14 protein-coding genes and 1 tRNA gene are annotated in these 17405 nt (G+C 72.0%); 10 read left to right on the forward strand and 5 right to left on the reverse strand.

Annotation, left to right across the window (positions count from 1 at the left end):
- The first annotated feature begins 318 nt into the window (after nucleotides 1-318).
- The 6 genes from eno (at nucleotide 319) to ACIRPP_RS08300 (ending at nucleotide 7214) form a co-directional block, all read left to right on the forward strand.
- Nucleotides 319-1599: a phosphopyruvate hydratase gene (gene eno / locus ACIRPP_RS08275; protein ID WP_403639028.1), complete on the forward strand. Its 1281-nt coding sequence runs from the start codon at nucleotides 319-321 to the stop codon at nucleotides 1597-1599.
- A 111-nt stretch (nucleotides 1600-1710) separates the two neighbouring features.
- Nucleotides 1711-2187, forward strand: coding sequence for a septum formation initiator family protein (locus tag ACIRPP_RS08280; RefSeq protein ID WP_403639030.1), 477 nt, complete (start codon nucleotides 1711-1713; stop codon nucleotides 2185-2187).
- A 98-nt stretch (nucleotides 2188-2285) separates the two neighbouring features.
- Nucleotides 2286-2834, forward strand: a complete 549-nt coding sequence (locus tag ACIRPP_RS08285; protein WP_164442152.1) for a DUF501 domain-containing protein — start codon at nucleotides 2286-2288, stop codon at nucleotides 2832-2834.
- Entirely contained in the window at nucleotides 2831-3787 is a 957-nt protein-coding gene (locus ACIRPP_RS08290) for a Ppx/GppA phosphatase family protein (protein ID WP_164349915.1), read from the forward strand. Before ACIRPP_RS08285 ends, ACIRPP_RS08290 begins: the two co-directional genes overlap by 4 nt.
- 466 nt (nucleotides 3788-4253) lie before the next feature.
- Nucleotides 4254-5636: an NAD(P)/FAD-dependent oxidoreductase gene (locus ACIRPP_RS08295; RefSeq protein ID WP_403639032.1), complete on the forward strand. Its 1383-nt coding sequence runs from the start codon at nucleotides 4254-4256 to the stop codon at nucleotides 5634-5636.
- 279 nt (nucleotides 5637-5915) lie between these two features.
- On the forward strand, nucleotides 5916-7214 hold the full coding sequence (locus ACIRPP_RS08300; RefSeq protein WP_403639034.1) for a class I SAM-dependent methyltransferase: 1299 nt from the start codon (nucleotides 5916-5918) through the stop codon (nucleotides 7212-7214).
- An 83-nt stretch (nucleotides 7215-7297) separates the two neighbouring features.
- Here the strand turns inward: ACIRPP_RS08300 and ACIRPP_RS08305 are convergent, their stop codons facing one another.
- Both ACIRPP_RS08305 and ACIRPP_RS08310 read right to left on the reverse strand, forming a co-directional pair.
- Complete coding sequence (locus ACIRPP_RS08305; protein ID WP_403639036.1) at nucleotides 7298-9826, reverse strand: ABC transporter permease; 2529 nt, start codon at nucleotides 9824-9826, stop codon at nucleotides 7298-7300.
- 197 nt (nucleotides 9827-10023) lie between these two features.
- On the reverse strand, nucleotides 10024-10794 hold the full coding sequence (locus ACIRPP_RS08310; RefSeq protein ID WP_403639038.1) for an ABC transporter ATP-binding protein: 771 nt from the start codon (nucleotides 10792-10794) through the stop codon (nucleotides 10024-10026).
- 392 nt (nucleotides 10795-11186) lie between these two features.
- Here ACIRPP_RS08310 and ACIRPP_RS08315 point away from each other — a divergent pair.
- The 3 genes from ACIRPP_RS08315 (at nucleotide 11187) to ACIRPP_RS08325 (ending at nucleotide 13890) form a co-directional block, all read left to right on the forward strand.
- Nucleotides 11187-11273, forward strand: a tRNA-Leu gene (locus tag ACIRPP_RS08315).
- A gap of 333 nt (nucleotides 11274-11606) precedes the next feature.
- The gene (locus ACIRPP_RS08320) at nucleotides 11607-12791 is read left to right on the forward strand and encodes an RCC1 domain-containing protein (RefSeq protein WP_403639040.1); all 1185 of its coding nucleotides are present in this window, start codon (nucleotides 11607-11609) and stop codon (nucleotides 12789-12791) included.
- A 190-nt stretch (nucleotides 12792-12981) separates the two neighbouring features.
- Nucleotides 12982-13890: a Bax inhibitor-1/YccA family protein gene (locus ACIRPP_RS08325; RefSeq protein ID WP_403639042.1), complete on the forward strand. Its 909-nt coding sequence runs from the start codon at nucleotides 12982-12984 to the stop codon at nucleotides 13888-13890.
- Between the two features lie 111 nt (nucleotides 13891-14001).
- On the opposite strand, the gene ACIRPP_RS08330 is transcribed toward ACIRPP_RS08325, so the two are convergent.
- On the reverse strand, nucleotides 14002-14229 hold the full coding sequence (locus ACIRPP_RS08330; protein ID WP_164337825.1) for a DUF4287 domain-containing protein: 228 nt from the start codon (nucleotides 14227-14229) through the stop codon (nucleotides 14002-14004).
- Nucleotides 14230-14331: 102 nt separating this feature from the next.
- On the opposite strand from ACIRPP_RS08330, the gene ACIRPP_RS08335 reads away from it, so the two are divergent.
- Nucleotides 14332-14643, forward strand: a complete 312-nt coding sequence (locus tag ACIRPP_RS08335) for a hypothetical protein (RefSeq protein ID WP_164346484.1) — start codon at nucleotides 14332-14334, stop codon at nucleotides 14641-14643.
- Nucleotides 14644-14772: 129 nt separating this feature from the next.
- Here ACIRPP_RS08335 and ACIRPP_RS08340 read toward each other — a convergent pair whose 3' ends face one another.
- Entirely contained in the window at nucleotides 14773-15552 is a 780-nt protein-coding gene (locus ACIRPP_RS08340) for a hypothetical protein (protein ID WP_403639044.1), read from the reverse strand.
- Between the two features lie 285 nt (nucleotides 15553-15837).
- Nucleotides 15838-17058, reverse strand: coding sequence for an acetyl-CoA C-acetyltransferase (locus tag ACIRPP_RS08345; RefSeq protein ID WP_403639046.1), 1221 nt, complete (start codon nucleotides 17056-17058; stop codon nucleotides 15838-15840).
- Nucleotides 17059-17405: the final 347 nt, after the last annotated feature.

Below are 17405 nucleotides of genomic sequence, written 5' to 3' on the forward strand. Positions count from 1 at the left end.
CCGCCCCCCCCCCCACGGGCTCCCTGCCCCGGTGCGTGTTCCCCCGTACGCACCGGGGCGGGGTCATGTCCGGGCTCCCTGCGGGGCTCCTTCGCGGGGAACGGTCCCGGGCACTTTCCGGTCACGGTTGGCGGAACCTTCTTTGTTCCGCGAAGAAACAATCTAAGCTCTGCTCTGTCCCCGCGGCACCCCCGGGCGCGAGCCACGGATGTCCATGGGGTGGGCGACCGGATGGCCGATCGCCCGGAGCCGGTTAGGCTCGGTCTCGCAGAGCCACCGAGGCTCTGCCCACGCGTCACATCCAAGAAGGAGATGCTCGTGCCGTCCATCGACGTCGTCGTAGCCCGGGAAATCCTGGACTCCCGAGGCAACCCCACGGTCGAGGTCGAGGTCGGCCTCGACGACGGCAGCACGGGTCGTGCCGCCGTCCCCTCCGGTGCCTCCACGGGCGCCTTCGAGGCCGTCGAGCTGCGGGACGGTGACCCCGACCGCTACCAGGGCAAGGGCGTGGAGAAGGCCGTCCTGGCCGTCATCGAGCAGATCGGCCCGGAGCTGGTCGGCTACGACGCCACCGAGCAGCGCCTGATCGACCAGGCGATGTTCGACCTGGACGCCACCGACAACAAGGGCTCCCTCGGCGCCAACGCCATCCTGGGCGTCTCCCTGGCCGTCGCGCACGCCGCCTCCGAGGCGAGCGACCTGCCGCTGTTCCGCTACCTGGGCGGCCCGAACGCGCACCTGCTGCCGGTGCCGATGATGAACATCCTGAACGGCGGCTCGCACGCCGACTCCAACGTGGACATCCAGGAGTTCATGATCGCCCCCATCGGGGCGGAGTCCTTCTCCGAGGCCCTGCGCTGGGGCACCGAGGTCTACCACACGCTGAAGAAGGTCCTGAAGAGCAAGGGCCTGGCCACCGGCCTCGGCGACGAGGGCGGCTTCGCCCCGAACCTCGGCTCCAACCGCGAGGCCCTCGACCTCATCCTCGAGGCGATCAAGGAGGCCGGCTACACCCCCGGCGAGCAGATCGCCCTCGCCCTCGACGTGGCCGCGTCCGAGTTCTACAAGGACGGCTCCTACGTCTTCGAGGGCAAGGAGCGCACGGCCGCCGAGATGACCGAGTACTACGCCGAGCTCGTCGAGGCGTACCCGCTCGTGTCCATCGAGGACCCGCTGTTCGAGGACGACTGGGACGGCTGGAAGACCATCACCGCGAATCTGGGCGACAAGGTGCAGCTCGTCGGCGACGACCTGTTCGTCACCAACCCCGAGCGCCTGGCCCGCGGCATCGACGAGGCCGCCGCCAACGCCCTGCTGGTCAAGGTCAACCAGATCGGCTCGCTCACCGAGACCCTGGACGCCGTCGAGCTGGCCCAGCGCAACGGCTTCAAGTGCATGATGTCGCACCGTTCCGGCGAGACCGAGGACGTCACCATCGCCGACCTGGCCGTCGCCACCAACTGCGGCCAGATCAAGACCGGCGCCCCGGCCCGCTCCGAGCGCGTCGCCAAGTACAACCAGCTGCTGCGCATCGAGGAGATCCTCGACGACGCCGCGGTGTACGCCGGCCGCAGCGCCTTCCCCCGCTTCAAGGGCTGAGCGCCCGCTCCACAGGAAGCGTCGTCGTCACGTCCCCGTGCCCGGTCCCGTACCGTGTGCGGGGACGTACGCACGTAGACCCACGGACGACGGCGAACCGGAGGCGGGCACATGGCGGTGAAGGACCGGGACCGTTTCTCCACCGCGACCAGGATCCGGCTCATCGGTGAGCAGACCGCGGCCCGGGTCTACCGCTCGCAGACCAAGCGGCAGGCGCGCCGCTCCCGGCTCACCGGCCGGGCCGCGCTGCTCGCCCTGGTGATCTGCTCGCTGATCGTGGCCCTCGCCTACCCGATGCGGCAGTACGTCTCCCAGCGCGCCGAGATCGCCGACCTCCAGCGGCAGCAGGAGGAGGCCCGGCAGCGCGTCGAGGAACTGCGCGACCTGAAGGCACGCTGGCAGGACGACGCCTACGCCGAGCAGGAGATCCGCCGCCGGCTGCACTACGTCATGCCGGGCGAGACCGGCTTCGTCGTCGTCGACCCGGGCCCGGCGAAGCAGTCGCGCACCGACACGCGGGCCGCCGACCGCCCCTGGTACGCGAACGTCTGGGACGGGGTCGACAAGGCCGACGCCGCCGACCGGTGACCCCGCGCCCGTGACCGACGCCGCCGACCGGTGATCCCGCCCCGTGACCGCCGCCGTCCGGCGGCCTGGCACCCGTGACACCCCGAAGAAAGACAACGATGGACACTCCTCCGCCCACGACCCCGCGCACCGAGCCCACCGACGCGGACGTCGCGGCCTTCCGCCAGCAGCTCGGCCGGCCCCCACGCGGACTGCGCGCGATCGCCCACCGCTGCCCCTGCGGGCAGCCGGACGTCGTCGAGACGGCACCGAGGCTGCCCGACGGCACCCCCTTCCCCACGCTCTACTACCTGACCTGCCCCCGCGCCTCCTCGGCGATCGGGACGCTGGAGGCGAACGGCGTGATGAAGGAGATGACCGAGCGGCTGGCCACCGACCCGGAGCTGGCGGCGGCCTACCGGGCGGCGCACGAGGACTACATCCGGCGCCGCGACGAGATCGAGGTGCTGAAGGACTTCCCCAGCGCGGGCGGCATGCCCGACCGCGTGAAGTGCCTGCACGTGCTGGTCGCCCACTCGCTGGCCGCCGGCCCCGGAGTCAACCCGCTGGGCGACGAGGCGCTCGCCATGCTCCCCGAGTGGTGGCGCAAGGGCCCGTGCGTGACGCCGGAGGGTACGGCCGCCGCGGAGCAGGAGGGCGCCCGGTGAGCAGGGTCGCCGCCATCGACTGCGGTACGAACTCGATCCGTCTGCTGGTGGCCGACGCGCACCCCGGGACCGGTGAACTGACCGACCTGGACCGGCGCATGACGATCGTGCGGCTCGGCGAGGGCGTCGACCGCACGGGCCGGCTGGCGCCGCAGGCGCTGGAGCGGACCTTCGCCGCCTGCCGCGCGTACGCGGAGATCATCGAGCGGCACGGCGCGGAACGCACCCGCTTCGTCGCCACCTCCGCCTCCCGGGACGCGGAGAACCGCGACGACTTCGTGCGCGGCGTGGTGGACATCCTGGGCGTGGAGCCCGAGGTGATCACCGGCGACCAGGAGGCCGCGTTCTCCTTCACCGGCGCCACGAAGGAGCTGACCGGGCGGACCGACCTGCGCCGTCCGTTCCTGGTCGTCGACATCGGCGGCGGCTCGACGGAGTTCGTGCTCGGCGACGACCGGGTCCGCGCGGCCCGCTCCGTCGACGTGGGCTGCGTGCGGATGACCGAGCGGCACCTGGTGCGCGACGGGGCGGTGACGGACCCGCCGACGGCCGGGCAGGTCGCGGCGATGCGCGCCGACATCGAGTCCGCGCTGGACCTCGCGGAGAAGACGGTCCCGCTGCGCGAGGCGCACACCCTGGTGGGGCTGGCCGGCTCGGTGACCACCGTGTCGGCGATCGCCCAGGACCTCCCCGGCTACGACTCGGCCGCCATCCACCACTCCCGGATCTCCCGCGAGCGGGTCCGGGAGATCAGTGAGTGGCTGCTGCGTTCGACGCACGCCGAACGCGCCGCGATCCCCTCCATGCACCCGGGCCGCGTCGACGTGATCGCCGCCGGGGCCCTGGTGCTGCTGGCCGTGATGGAACGCGTGGACGCCCGGGAGGTCGTCGCCAGCGAGCACGACATCCTGGACGGCATCGCCTGGTCCCTGGCCGCCGACGGCCCGCGCTGAGGCGCGCGGGCAGGCCGGCGCACCCCGGTGCGCCGGCGGCCCGGGGGTGCTCCGTCGAGCGGGGGCCGGGAACAGGCGAGCGCTGGTGGGGGCCCTGAGAGGGCTTCGGGCGGGCTCTTCGCGAGAAAGTTCGTGAAGTTCTTCACAAGGAAAAGGGCCCGGTCGTGCGGAGAATGGGGGCCGGTTGGCCCTTTCGGGGGCTCAACACCCGTTTGAACATGTTCAGAAGGCGGCCGCAGGGCGAGCCCGGCAGGGCGCCGGGACGCCTGCGGCAGGGGCCTCACGAGGGCTCGGAACAGACGGAGAGGCAGCTCACGCGGCATTGACAACGTGGCGGCGGCGGGGCGGGTTCCCGTTCGCGGTCATGTCCTCGATCACAGAAGCCGCGGAGTGTAACACAGGGGCTGTCCGAGCTTGTGAAGGGGCGCACGAGGTACCCCCCTCGGGCGGGTGGATACTCGATGGCATGAGCACCACGGAGCGTCCCAGGATCCTCGTAGTAGGCGGTGGGTACGTAGGCCTGTACGCAGCTCGGCGCATCCAGAAGAAGATGCGTTACGGCGAGGCGACCGTCACCGTCGTCGACCCGCGGTCGTACATGACCTACCAGCCCTTCCTCCCGGAAACCGCCGCCGGCAACATCTCCCCGCGACACGTCGTCGTCCCGCTGCGGCGCGTGCTCCCCAAGGCGGAGGTCCTCACCGGCCGGGTCACCACCATCGACCAGGACCGCAAGGTCGCCACGATCGCCCCGCTGGTCGGCGAGGCGTACGAGCTGCCCTTCGACTACCTGGTGATCGCGCTCGGCGCGGTCTCCCGCACCTTCCCGATCCCCGGCCTCGCCGAGCAGGGCATCGGCATGAAGGGCGTCGAGGAGGCCATCGGCCTGCGCAACCACGTCCTCGAACAGCTCGACAAGGCCGACTCCACCACGGACGAGGAGATCCGCCGCAAGGCGCTCACGTTCGTGTTCGTCGGCGGTGGCTTCGCGGGCGCGGAGACCATCGGCGAGGTCGAGGACATGGCCCGGGACGCGGCCAAGTACTACAAGACGGTGTCCCGCGAGGACATGCGCTTCATCCTCGTCGACGCCGCCGACAAGATCCTCCCCGAGGTCGGCCCCAAGCTGGGCCAGTACGGCAAGGAGCACCTCGAGAGCCGCGGCGTCGAGGTCTACCTGTCCACGTCGATGGACTCCTGCGTCGACGGCCACGTGGTGCTGAAGAACGGCCTCGAGGTCGACTCCAACACCATCGTGTGGACCGCGGGCGTCAAGCCCAACCCGGCGCTGGCCCGCTTCGGCCTGCCGCTGGGCCCGCGCGGCCACGTCGACACCCAGCCCACCCTCCAGGTCACCGGCACCGACCACATCTGGGCCGCGGGCGACAACGCCCAGGTCCCGGACCTCGTCGGCCGCAAGGCGGGCAACGAGAACGCCTGGTGCCCGCCGAACGCCCAGCACGCGCTGCGCCAGGCCAAGGTCCTCGGCGACAACGTGATCGCCGGCATGCGGGGCTTCCCGCAGAAGCCCTACAGCCACGCGAACAAGGGCGCGGTCGCGGGCCTCGGCCTGCACAAGGGCGTCGCGATGATCGTCGTCGGCAAGATGAAGATCAAGCTCAAGGGCCGGCTCGCCTGGTACATGCACCGCGCGTACCACGGCATGGCGATGCCGACGTTCAACCGCAAGATCCGCGTCTTCGCCGACTGGACCCTCGGCATGTTCCTCAAGCGCGAGGTCGTCTCCCTGGGCGCGATCGAGTCGCCGCGCGAGGAGTTCTACGAGGCGGCCAAGCCCGCCCCGGTGGCCGCCGCCGAGCCGAGGAAGACCGAGGCCAAGGCCTCCTGACCGGCGAGCCCGGCCGGACCCCGCCCCGGGGGACGGCCGGCAGCCGCAGCAGTGACCCCCGAAGGGGCCGCCCGCCATCCGTGGTGCGGGCGGCCCCTTCGGCATGCCCGGGGCGCCGCGCCCGCACCGCCTCCCCCGCCGATGAGCCGGGGGAGGGAACAGGCGCCCCTCCCGGCGGCGTTTGCCCCGTCGAGACGCGCGCCGGGGGCTGCCAAGCCGCCCCGCGAGTGTTTACGTGGTGACGACATTCCGGGATTCCCTGTCACGGAGGTGCAGACCATGGCTGACGCCGCGCCGCGGCTGAAGGTCCACGTCGAACAGCTGCTGGGCACACCGCTTCCCGTCCGCATCCGTGCCTGGGACGGCTCCCAGGCCGGCCCCCCGTCCGCGCCCACCCTCGTGGTACGCAACCGCCGGGCCCTGCGCCGCCTGCTGTTCAAGCCGGGCGAACTCGGTCTCGCCCGCGCCTGGGTGGCCGGCGACCTCGACGTCGAGGGCGATCTCTACGCCGCCCTGGACCTGCTCGCCGGGCTGCTCTGGGAGCGCGACGAGGACGCTCCCCCTCTCGCCCGCTCCCTGCGCGACCCCGCCTTCCGCTCCGCCGTCCGGGGCCTGTTCGCCCTGGCCGGGCCCCCGCTGCCGCCCGCCCGGCCCGCCGAGGAGGCCCGCCGCCCCCGCCGCGGCCTGCACACCAGACACAGCGACCGGGGCGCCATCAGCCACCACTACGACGTCGGCAACGACTTCTACGAACTCGTCCTCGGCCCGTCGATGGTGTACTCCTGCGCCTACTGGCCCGCCCCGCCCCCGCAGGGCACCCTCGAACAGGCCCAGCGCGACAAGCTGGAACTGGTCTGCCGGAAACTGGCCCTGAAGCCGGGTCAGCGGCTGCTCGACGTGGGCTGCGGCTGGGGATCCATGGCCCTGCACGCCGCCCGCGAACACGGGGTGGCCGTCGTCGGCATCACCCTCTCCCAGGAGCAGGCCGCCCACGCCCGCAAACGCGTCGCCGAGGAGGGCCTGGCCGACCGGGTGGAGATCAGGGTGCAGGACTACCGGGACGTCGCCGACGGCCCGTACGACGCGATCTCCTCCATCGGCATGGCCGAGCACGTCGGTTCGCCCCGCTACCTGGAGTACGCCGGCCACCTGCACCGCCTCCTGGCGCCCGGCGGGCGGCTGCTCAACCACCAGATCGCCCGCCGCCCCGAGCGGGACGAGGGGTCCTACGACCTGGACCCGTTCATCGACGCCTACGTCTTCCCCGACGGCGAACTCGCCCCCGTCGGCACCACCGTGGGCCTGCTGGAGCGCGCCGGGTTCGAGGTGCGCGACGTGGAGTCGATCCGCGAGCACTACGCGCTCACCCTGCGCCGCTGGGTGGAGAACCTGGAGACGCACTGGGACCGCGCCGCCCGTCTGGCCGGCCCGGGCCGGGCCCGCGTCTGGCGGCTCTACATGGCAGCCTCCGCGCTCGCCTTCGAGAAGAACCGTATCGGCGTCAACCAGGTCCTCGCGGTGAAGACCCCCGAGTCCGGGACGTCCGGGCTGCCGCTGCGCGCCCGCACCTGGAACTGACGCGCCGTCCCCGTACATGCCGACGGGCCCCGTCCCTCCCGGAACGGGGCCCGCGTCACCGGCACACGGGTGCGCCGGCGCCGCTACTCGGACTTGATCGCCTGGAGCATGTTCAGCCGGGCCGCCCGGCGCGCCGGCCACAGCGCGGCCAGTACGCCCACCACGGCGGCCAGCGCCAGGAAGACGCCCATCCGGCCCCAGGGCAGGACCAGTTCGTAGGTGTCCATGCGGGCGCCCATCAGCTCACCGGCCGCCCAGCCGAAGAACACCCCAAGGCCGATGCCGAGCACCCCGCCGAACAGCGAGATCACCAGGGACTCCAGCCGGACCATCCGCTTGATGCCCCGGCGGTCCAGGCCGATCGCCCGCAGCATGCCGATCTCCTGCGCGCGTTCGAACACCGACATCGCCAGCGTGTTGATCACGCCGAGGACCGCCACGATCACCGCCATCGCCAGCAGGCCGTAGACCATGTTCAGCACCACGGTGAAGATCTGCGCGATCTCGTCGGAGAGGTCCTTCTTGTCCTGGACCTTGATGCCCGGGTTGCTGCCCAGGGCCTTCTCCAGCGACTCCTTCGTCGCGTCGGACGTGCCGTCCGCGGTCTTGACCATGACCAGCATGTCGGCCGGTTCCGACTCGTGCGGGGCGAGCGTCTCCGCGTCGATCATGATGCCGCTGATCATCTCGTTGCCCCGGTAGACACCGGCGACCGAGAGGCGCTCCTTCTTTCCGTCCTCGAAGGCGGCGGTGAACCGCGAACCCGTCTTCCAGCCGTAGGACTTCGCCGTGTCGTCGTCCACGACCACCCGCGTGTCGCCGACCTCGAAGGCTCCCGAGGCCACCTCGAACGAGGTCAGCTCGCCGAACGTGGCGCCGTCGACGGCGGTCAGGAACTCCGTCTTCCCGTCGATGCGGGACGCGGCGTTGCGCATGGGGCTGGTGGCGGTGACGCCGTCGGCCCGCTTCAGCTTCTTCTCGACGTCCGGGGACAGCGCGTTGCCGTTCGCCATGGACACCACGTAGTCCGCCTCGATCGCCGAGGCCGCCATCTTGTCGATGGACTTCTGCAGGCTGCCCGCCGCCACCGTCATCCCGGTGATCAGGGTGAGCCCGATCATCAGGGCGGAGGCGGTGGCCGCCGTGCGGCGCGGATTGCGCACCGAGTTCTGCCGGGCGAGCTTCCCGGACACCCCGAACACGCGCAGCACCGGGGCGGCCGCGGCGATCAGCGGACGCGACAGCAGCGGGGTCAGCACGAACACGCCGATGATCAGCAGCACCGCGCCGAAGCCCATCGGGGCCTGGCCGGAGGAGCCGTCCATGGTGGTGGCCACCAGGACCACGGCGACACCGGCCGCCGAGAACAGCGCGCCCAGTGTGTTGCGCAGCACCAGCGACTTGGTGGTCGCCTTGGCGTGCACGGCGCTCATCGCGGCCACCGGCGGGATCTTCGCGGCCCGGCGGCCCGGCAGCCAGGCGGCGAGCATGGTGACCAGGATGCCGACCGCGAACGCGGAGACGACCGTGCCCGCGCTGATCACCAGCGGCCCGTCGGGTATCGGGGCGTCCAGCGCGCCCATCAGGGAGCGCAGCCCGGCGCCGATGCCCACACCGGCGAGCAGACCGGCGACCGCGGCGACCGTGCCCACCACGAACGCCTCGATCAGCACCGACCGGGTGATCTGCCGGCGGGAGGCGCCGACGGCGCGCATCAGGGCCAGTTCCCTGGTGCGCTGGGCGACCAGCATGGTGAAGGTGTTGGCGATGATGAAGGTGCCCACGAACAGCGCGATACCGGCGAACACCAGCAGCGCCTGCTTCAGACCGCTCATCGAGGAGGCGATCATCTCCGCCTGGTCGTCGGCCAGTTCGGTGCCGGTCCGCATCTCCACGGCGTCGGCCGGCAGCGCCTTCTCCAGCTGCGCCTGCAGTGCGGTGTCGCTGACGCCGGCCTTCGCCTTCACGGCGATCTCGTCGAAGGTGCCGGTCTTGCCGAACAGCTTCTGCGCGGTCGCGGTGTCGAACAGCGCGAGGCTGCCGCCGGCCGCGACGTTGCCGTCGTCGGTGGTGAAGACGCCGGCGACGACCGGCTCCAGGACGGGGCCGTCGACGGACATGCGGACGGTGTCGCCGACCTCGTAGCCGGCGCGCCGGGCCGTCTCGGAGTCGATGAGGACCTCGCCCTCGCCCTGCGGCGCGCGGCCCGCGGTCAGCGGGTACCGGGGGTCCTCGGGCCCCCAGTAGTTGCCGCCCTGGGACTGGAAGTCGTCGCCGATCAGCTCGCCGTCCTTGCCGGCCAGCGCGGTGAAGCCGGTGACGATCCCGATGGCCTGTTCGGCGCCGGGCACCTCGGCGCTCTTGTCGACCAGGGCGCGGGTCAGCTCGCGCGCCTCGCCGACCCGGTCGCCCTCGGCGTCCTTCCAGCCCGGCGTGACGGCGACGTCGACGTGGTCGAAGCCCTTGGCGGACTGCTTCTGCAGGGCGGCGGAAATGGTGTTGGTGAAGACCAGGGTCCCCGACACGAAGGCCACGCCGAGCATCACGGCGAGCACGGTCATCAGGAGCCGGGCCTTGTGCGCGAGCACGTTGCGCAAGGCGGTACGGAACATGGGTGTCTTCTCGAGTCCAGACGGTGAGGGCGAAGGAGCGTGGGCGGGCGGGGCCCGGGAGCCCGCCGCGCGCGGGGGCACGGGGGCGCGGCGGTGCACGGGGGCACGGCGGAGCCACGGGCCGCGCGGTGGGAACCCGCGGAAGGCGGGGCGGGCCCGGGGCGGGCGGGGCGGGAGGTCGCGCGGGGCGGGCGGCGTCAGCTGGTGCGGCCCCGGGCGTCGAACTGCTTCATGCGGTCGAGGACCTTGTCGGCCGTGGGCCCGTACATCTCGTCCACGATCGCGCCGTCCGCGAGGAAGATCACCCGGTCGGCGTAGGCGGCGGCCACCGGGTCGTGGGTCACCATGACCACCGTCTGACCCAGCTCGCGCACCGAGTTGCGCAGGAAGCCCAGCACCTCGGCGCCGGAGCGGGAGTCCAGATTCCCGGTGGGCTCGTCACCGAAGATGATGTCGGGCCGGGACGCCAGCGCCCGCGCCACGGCGACCCGCTGCTGCTGACCGCCCGACAGCTGCGCGGGCCGGTGACCGAGCCGGTCGGACAGCCCGATCATCCGGATCACGGTGTCCAGCCACTCCTTGTCGGGCTTGCGGCCCGCGATGTCCATCGGGAGCGTGATGTTCTCGATCGCGTTCAGCGTGGGCAGCAGGTTGAACGCCTGGAAGATGAAGCCGATCTTGTCCCGGCGCAGCTGGGTGAGCTGCTTGTCCTTCAGCGACCCCAGCTCGGTGTCACCGATGCGCACGGAACCCGAGGAGAAGGTGTCGAGTCCGGCCACGCAGTGCATCAGCGTGGACTTGCCGGAGCCGGAGGGGCCCATGATCGCGGTGAACTCGGCCTGCTGGAAGCCGACGGAGACCCGGTCCAGGGCGACCACCCGGGTCTCGCCCTGGCCGTAGATCTTGGACAGCTCCGTGGCGCGCGCGGCCACGGCGGTGGTCCGGGCGGCGGGGGTTGCGGTGGTCACGGGATGGCTCTCCTGACGGGCGACGGGTTTCTCGGTGACGTGTTCCATCGTTCCGTCCGTTTGCCGCCGCGTAGTCACCCGCTGCTCCGGTTCCGGGGGGCGACTGAGGGGGGACGGGCGGGCGCCGTGTCATACCTGGGGATGACGTGCAACCCCGATGCGGGCGGATGACCGGAACAGGTGGCGCGCCCTTGTTCGGGCGGTGAAATTCCGTCATTCCGCACACGAGGCGTCCCCGCGCGCGCAACGCTGGTGGCAAGTGCTGATGGCGCGTACCGGGTGCTGATGCTCCCTCAGACATCAATAAAATAAGACAACATCGGCCCACCGCCCCGTAGTTCGCGCGAGGCGGCCCGATAGGCTCGGCACGCTCGAAGCGGAGCCCACGGCCTGCCCGGATGGTGGAATGCAGACACGGCGAGCTTAAACCTCGCTGCCCCTTCGCGGGCGTGCCGGTTCAAGTCCGGCTCCGGGCACCACCACGTCCTCGTCCGCCGGACGCGACGCCGCGCCGACGGGGTCCATGGCCGCTCCCGGCTTTGGGAGCGCAACGCACCCGCGACGCCCCCGGCGACCCTCGGGCCGGCCGTCCGCGCACCACCCCTCGCGCCGTTCCTGCGGGCGCCGGTGTCGTCCGCACACACCGCTCCCGGGGGCTCCGGCACCCCCCCGCGTGTTACTCCCGCGCGTGCCCTCCGGGGGCGTCGGCGTCCTCCGCGCGCCGGAGCCTCCCGGTCCGGCGTCCACTGATGCGAAGATCGGTCCTGCCCGGCCGGAAACGTGCGCCGGGCGCGAGCCGACGGGGGTGGGCGATGAGGCGTGGCGTGTGGCTGCGGACGCTGGTGGCGGGAATCGTGGTGCTGGGCGCCGCGGGGTGTACCAAGGCCGACCGGGCGGTGATGGCGGCGCCCGCCTGCCCCGACGGGAAGTCCGGACGCCCGCAGCCCGCGCGGGTCCAGTCCGGCGCCGTGTGGTCCGGGGCGCAGCAGTCCACCGCGCCGGCCGACGCGTGGGGCGGCGGGCTGGTGCGCGGCTGGACCGATGTGGTCTCCGTGGCGGACGACGGTTTCGCCACCGCCGCCGTACGGGCCGACGGCACCGTCTGGACGTACGGGGTCAACCACAAGGGCTCCCTCGGGCACGGTTCCGAGGCGCGCGTCCGGCTGGAGGAGCCGCGGCAGGTGGCCGGCATCACCGACGCCCGCTCCGTGCACAACGGCGGCAGTACGTTCTTCGCCGTCCGCGCCGACGGCTCGGTGCTGGCCTGGGGCTCGCAGAACATCCTCGTCAACGCCGGCCGCCGGGACGGCTACGCCGGAGTGACCCGGCCCCGTGCCGTGGCGGGCGCCGACGGTGTCCACGCGATGGCGCCGGACTCCCTCACCGCGTTCGCGCTGCGCTCCGACGGGCGGGTGCTCGGCTGGGGCGTCAACCTCACCGACGTGCTGGGCAACACCAACAGCACCCGCCTCACCCGCATCGACGGCGTCCGCAACGCCGTCGACCTCGCGTCCACCGGCGGCGCAGTGGTCGTGGCCACGGCCGACGGTGCGGTCTGCGCCTGGGGCAACAACGCCCACGGCGTGCTCGGCATCACCCCGCGCGGCGGCCAGAGCGGCCGGCCCGTCCTGGTCCGCGGCCTGAAGGACATCGTCCAGGTGGCCGGCGGCCACCACGTCGCCTTCGCGCTCGACCGGGACGGCACCGTCTGGGCGTGGGGCCGCGGCGTGAGCGGCACCCTCGGGGACGGGGACACCGCCGAACACCACACGGCCAGACCGGTGAAGGTGCCCGGCCTGCCCGCCGTCCGGCGGATCGCGGCCCACCAGTTCACCGGGTACGCCATCGACACGGACGGCGGCCTGTGGAGCTGGGGTTCGGGCGTGACCCTGGGCGACCACACCCGCGCCACCGGCGCCGCCCCCGAACGCGTCCCGCTGCCCGGCCCCGCCCTGGACGTCTCGGCCCGCCATGTGATCGTCGACACGGGACGTTGATCTCCGCCCGGTCCCGGGAAGGTACCGGCTCGGTCATGGTTCGACGCCCCCCGATGAGGGGAATCACGCGGACGCGTACCGTGTTGAGCAGCACAACGAGGGAAAGATCCTCCCCAAGCACTGGGTCATTCCCTTTGCCTACCTATTACTCTTGAGCCAAGGCCGCGCAGTGTGGCCATGGAGGAGTGAAATGAGGAGCAGAAACCCGGTCTTCTCGCGACGGGGGTTCAGCCGCGACAACGGCTACGCGGGCTTCAGCACCGCGCCGCAGGCCGGGGGTCCCGCTGTCGCCACGCAGGGCAACCCGTACGCGCAGTCGACGGGCAACCCCTACGCGCAGAACCCGTACGCGCAGAACCCGTACGCCCAGCAGGACCTGCAGCACGGTGCACCGCCGCAGGCACCGGCCGTCCCCGGCCGGATGACCCTCGACGACGTCATCATCCGCACCGCGTCGACCCTCGGTGTGCTCGTCGTCACCGCGGCGCTCGCCTGGGCCCTGCTGCCCGTGGACGACGCCAACATCAGCCGGTCGTACGGCATCGGCATCGGTGCCGCGCTGCTCGGCATGGTCCTGGCGCTCGTGCAGTCCTTCAAGCGCAAGCCCTCGCCGGCGCTGATCCTGACGTACGCCGCCGTCGAGGGTGTGTTCCTCGGCGTCATCTCCAGCGTCGTCGACAACCGCATCGCCGACGGTGCCGCCATGCAGGCGGTGCTCGGAACCATGGCGGTCTTCGCCGGTGTGCTGGTCGCCTACAAGGCGGGCTGGATCCGCGTCAACCGCCGGTTCTACGGCTTCGTGATGGCGGCCGCGCTCGGCTTCATCCTGCTGATGGGCGTGAACCTGCTGTTCGCGGTCTTCGGCGGCGGTGACGGCCTCGGCTTCCGCAGCGGCCCGCTCGGCATCATCTTCGGCATCGTCGGCATCATCCTCGGTGCCTGCTTCCTCGCCCTGGACTTCAAGCAGGTCGAGGACGGGCTGGCCTACGGTGCCCCGCGTGAGGAGGCCTGGCTCGCCGCCTTCGGCCTCACCCTGACGCTGGTGTGGATCTACCTCGAGTTCCTGCGACTCATCGCGATCTTCAGCAGCAGCGACTGACGCGACGCCGCCACCGGGCGGCAGTCGCGGAAGGGCCCCGGGATCCGTCCCGGGGCCCTTCGTCGTCGCGGGTGGCGGACCGGCGAGAGGCGGCCCGGCCCCGACGGCGCGCTACCGCAGTTTGCGCGCGGCCCTCCTCAGGTCGTACTCGTGGATGATCGCCTTGGCGTGGCCGTACGCCAGGTCGTACTCGTGACGGAGCCAGCTGACCTTCTCCTCGAAGCGGAGCGCCGGGCCTTCGTCGACGGTGCGCAGCCAGTCGGAGATCTCACGACCGGTGCACTGGGGGATACGGGCGAGCAGGTTGCGATGGGTCTCTTCGGAGAAGACTTGGGACATCGGCGCCTCCGGACGCAGGGGATGAAAGCCGGTCCTTCAGGTCACCGTGCCCGAGGGTGCGCCCGTTGGCAACAGTCCCGCCGCGCCGCGTACGCTCACCGCGTGGTTGATACGACGTCCCTCACCCGTGCCGTTGATCACTTCGCCGACCGTCTGCGGGCCGCCCCGCAGAGCCGGCTGCAACGAGGGGCGGCCGCCGAGGCGCTCGCCCTGGCCAGGGAGTTCGCCCGGCGGACCCAGCTGGCCGAGGAACCGGGGACCGAGCCCCGCGAGATGCCCGACGCCGGCATGTTCGCCGCCGCCGACCAGATCACCGTCGCCGGACACGACCTGGCGCTCGTACTGAAGAACGAGGACGAGGTCGCCGAGGCGGCCCGGCTGGTGGAGGAGGCGCAGAAACGCGCCGGGGTCTGAGGGACCCGGCGCGTGGGGGCCGCGGCCGGCGGGCGAGAGCGGTCGCTGCGGCTACGGGGGTGCGGCGGCTACGGGGGTCGCGGACGCCGCCGCGGGTACTGCAGGACGCCATGACGCGGTGCGTGGTGGCTACAGGGACGCTATGACGCGGTCCGCCAGGATGTACACGTTCTCCTCGCCGCAGGAGAACGTCAGGGTGTACGCCCCGGAGATGCCCGAGCCGCCCAGCAGGAACGGGGTCTCACCCGAGCGCAGGGCCGTCGCCAGGCGGTCCGCGGTCTCGCGGTGGCCCGGCGTCATGCACAGGGTCGTGCCGTCGGCGAAGACGTAGACGTCCAGGGTGCCCAGCGGGCCCGGACGGACGTCCGCGAGCTCGACCTGGGTGGCCGCCAGCTCCTCCAGCGTCGCCACGGTGCGCTCGTGGTCGTTGGGGACCGGCGGCGGGTTCGGCACGAAGTCCGGGTGCGAGGGGTGCCGGCGGCGGGCCGCGGCCAGCTCCGGCGAGTCGCCCGGGTGCTCGTCGGCGTCGGCACCCGGCTCGGCAACCGGCTCCAGACCCACGAAATCGGCCTGCCGGGGCAGGAACAGCTCGCTGTCGGCCAGTCCCAGCAGGGACGGCGCGTCGGAGGCGTCCCGCGCCTCCTGGGCGGCCCAGAAGGCCCGCGCCTCGGCCAGCTCCCGTTCACGCTCCTCCGCGAGGGCCTCGGCGACGGCCGCGCGTATCTCGTCGGCATCGGCGGTCCGGGCCGACGGGAGCAGGGCGCGCGTGGCGGCGGCGCGGCTCTCGGCGAGCTCGGTGTGCAGGGCCGCGACCTGTCGCCGCAGCACCAAGATGCTGCGCAGGACCGCGACGCCCACGGCGCCGGTGGCGGCCGTGGTGATCAGCAGGGCGATCGGCATGGCGCTCACTGACGTACTCCCGGTTCAAGGTCGACCCCCGACTTCCTACATCAGCTTGAAGGGCGGACTAACCATCTGTCAGTGCGTAACGTCACGAAACGGACAGAGTGTTGTTTCCGCGGGGGTGGGGGGTAGGGCTTTGACCTGCGAGGATCCCTGTGGCGGGAGGGATAGGTCACATCCTGAGGGAGATTGGATCACGAAACGGCCCGGAATCCCGGCGGTTCCGGGGTTCCGGGCTGAACGCTGACGGACCGTGCCGTCCTGGCTACGCTGCGGTGCTCGTCGCGGTGCTCAGCTCAGGCGCTCGATGACCATCGCCATGCCCTGGCCGCCGCCGACGCACATCGTCTCCAGGGCGAACTGCTTGTCGTGGAACTGCAGCGAGTTGATCAGCGTGGTGGTGATCCGGGCGCCCGTCATGCCGAAGGGGTGGCCGACGGCGATGGCGCCGCCGTTGACGTTCAGCTTCTCCAGCGGGATGCCCAGGTCGCGGTAGGAGGGGATCACCTGGGCGGCGAACGCCTCGTTGATCTCGACCAGGTCGATGTCGTCGATGGTGAGACCGGCACGGCGCAGCGCCTGCTGCGACGCCTCGACCGGGCCGAGGCCCATGATCTCGGGGGAGAGGCCGGAGACGCCGGTGGAGACGATCCGGGCCAGCGGGGTCAGGCCGAGCTCGCGGGCCTTGGTGTCGCTCATGATGACGAGCGCGGCGGCGCCGTCGTTGAGCGGGCAGCAGTTGCCGGCGGTGACCAGTCCGTCGGGGCGGAAGACCGGCTTCAGACCGGCGACGCCCTCCATGGTGACCCCGGCGCGCGGGCCGTCGTCCTTGGCGACCACGGTGCCGTCGGGCGTCGTCACCGGCGTGATCTCGCGCTCCCAGAAGCCGTTCTTGATGGCCTCCTCGGCGAGGTTCTGCGAGCGGACGCCGAACTCGTCCATCTCCTCGCGGGTGATCCCCTTCCAGCGGGCCAGGTTCTCGGCGGTCTGGCCCATCGCGATGTACGGGTCGGGCAGCAGGCCGTCCTCGCGCGGGTCGTGCCAGGTGGAGCCCTCCGACTCGGCGACCGCGGCGGTCCGGGCCTCGGCCTCGGCGAACAGGGGGTTGCGGGTGTCCGGGAGGCTGTCGGAGTTGCCCTTGGCGAACCGGGAGACCGTCTCGACACCGGCCGAGATGAAGACGTCGCCCTCGCCCGCCTTGATGGCGTGCAGCGCCATGCGGGAGGTCTGCAGGGAGGACGAGCAGTAGCGGGTGACGGTGCAGCCCGGCAGGTGGTCCATGCCCATCTGCACGGCCACGATCCGGCCCAGGTTGTTGCCCTGCTCGCCGCCGGGCAGACCGCAGCCGAGCATCAGGTCGTCGATGTCCCGCGGGTCCAGCTCGGGCACCTTGGCGAGGGCGGCCTGGATGATCGTGGCGGTGAGGTCGTCCGGGCGTACGTCCTTCAGGGAACCCTTGAAGGCGCGGCCGATGGGGGAGCGGGCGGCGGAAACGATCACGGCTTCGGGCATCTCGGCTCCTGAGCGAAGGGGCGGCGCGGCGCGCCGGTCGGGGTGGTGGTCGCGCGGCGGTGGGCATACCGTGCGGTCGGGCAGGGCTGCTTGGGAAGTTACCCGGACGTACGGGCGGGGTCACGGGGGGTGCGGTGTGAGATCGGCCGCAACTGTCTAAGCGCTTGCTTGGGCCTCCGGCGGTGGGGCGGGTGGGATGAACGCCGGGTGCGTCCAGCTTGCCCCTTGTGCGGGGGCTGCGCCCCCGCGCCCCCGCTTCGGCCTGGACGGCCTCGTCCTCAAGCGCCGGACGGGCTGGTTGTGGTCGGCCCGTGTCTCATCGCGCCGAGCGCTCGCTGGTCCGGCCC

The organism is Streptomyces sp. NPDC101219, from assembly GCF_044767675.1.
Lineage (GTDB): Bacteria > Actinomycetota > Actinomycetes > Streptomycetales > Streptomycetaceae > Streptomyces.

Excerpts from the sequence above, each read along its gene's own strand:
- ACIRPP_RS08280 (WP_403639030.1), top strand. The coding sequence starts at position 1,711 with ATGGCGGTGAAGGACCGGGACCGTTTCTCCACCGCGACCAGGATCCGG.
- ACIRPP_RS08285 (WP_164442152.1), top strand. The coding sequence starts at position 2,286 with ATGGACACTCCTCCGCCCACGACCCCGCGCACCGAGCCCACCGACGCG.
- ACIRPP_RS08295 (WP_403639032.1), top strand. The coding sequence starts at position 4,254 with ATGAGCACCACGGAGCGTCCCAGGATCCTCGTAGTAGGCGGTGGGTAC.
- ACIRPP_RS08300 (WP_403639034.1), top strand. The coding sequence starts at position 5,916 with ATGGCTGACGCCGCGCCGCGGCTGAAGGTCCACGTCGAACAGCTGCTG.
- ACIRPP_RS08305 (WP_403639036.1), bottom strand. The coding sequence starts at position 9,826 with ATGTTCCGTACCGCCTTGCGCAACGTGCTCGCGCACAAGGCCCGGCTC.
- ACIRPP_RS08320 (WP_403639040.1), top strand. The coding sequence starts at position 11,607 with ATGAGGCGTGGCGTGTGGCTGCGGACGCTGGTGGCGGGAATCGTGGTG.
- ACIRPP_RS08325 (WP_403639042.1), top strand. The coding sequence starts at position 12,982 with ATGAGGAGCAGAAACCCGGTCTTCTCGCGACGGGGGTTCAGCCGCGAC.
- ACIRPP_RS08330 (WP_164337825.1), bottom strand. The coding sequence starts at position 14,229 with ATGTCCCAAGTCTTCTCCGAAGAGACCCATCGCAACCTGCTCGCCCGT.
- ACIRPP_RS08345 (WP_403639046.1), bottom strand. The coding sequence starts at position 17,058 with ATGCCCGAAGCCGTGATCGTTTCCGCCGCCCGCTCCCCCATCGGCCGC.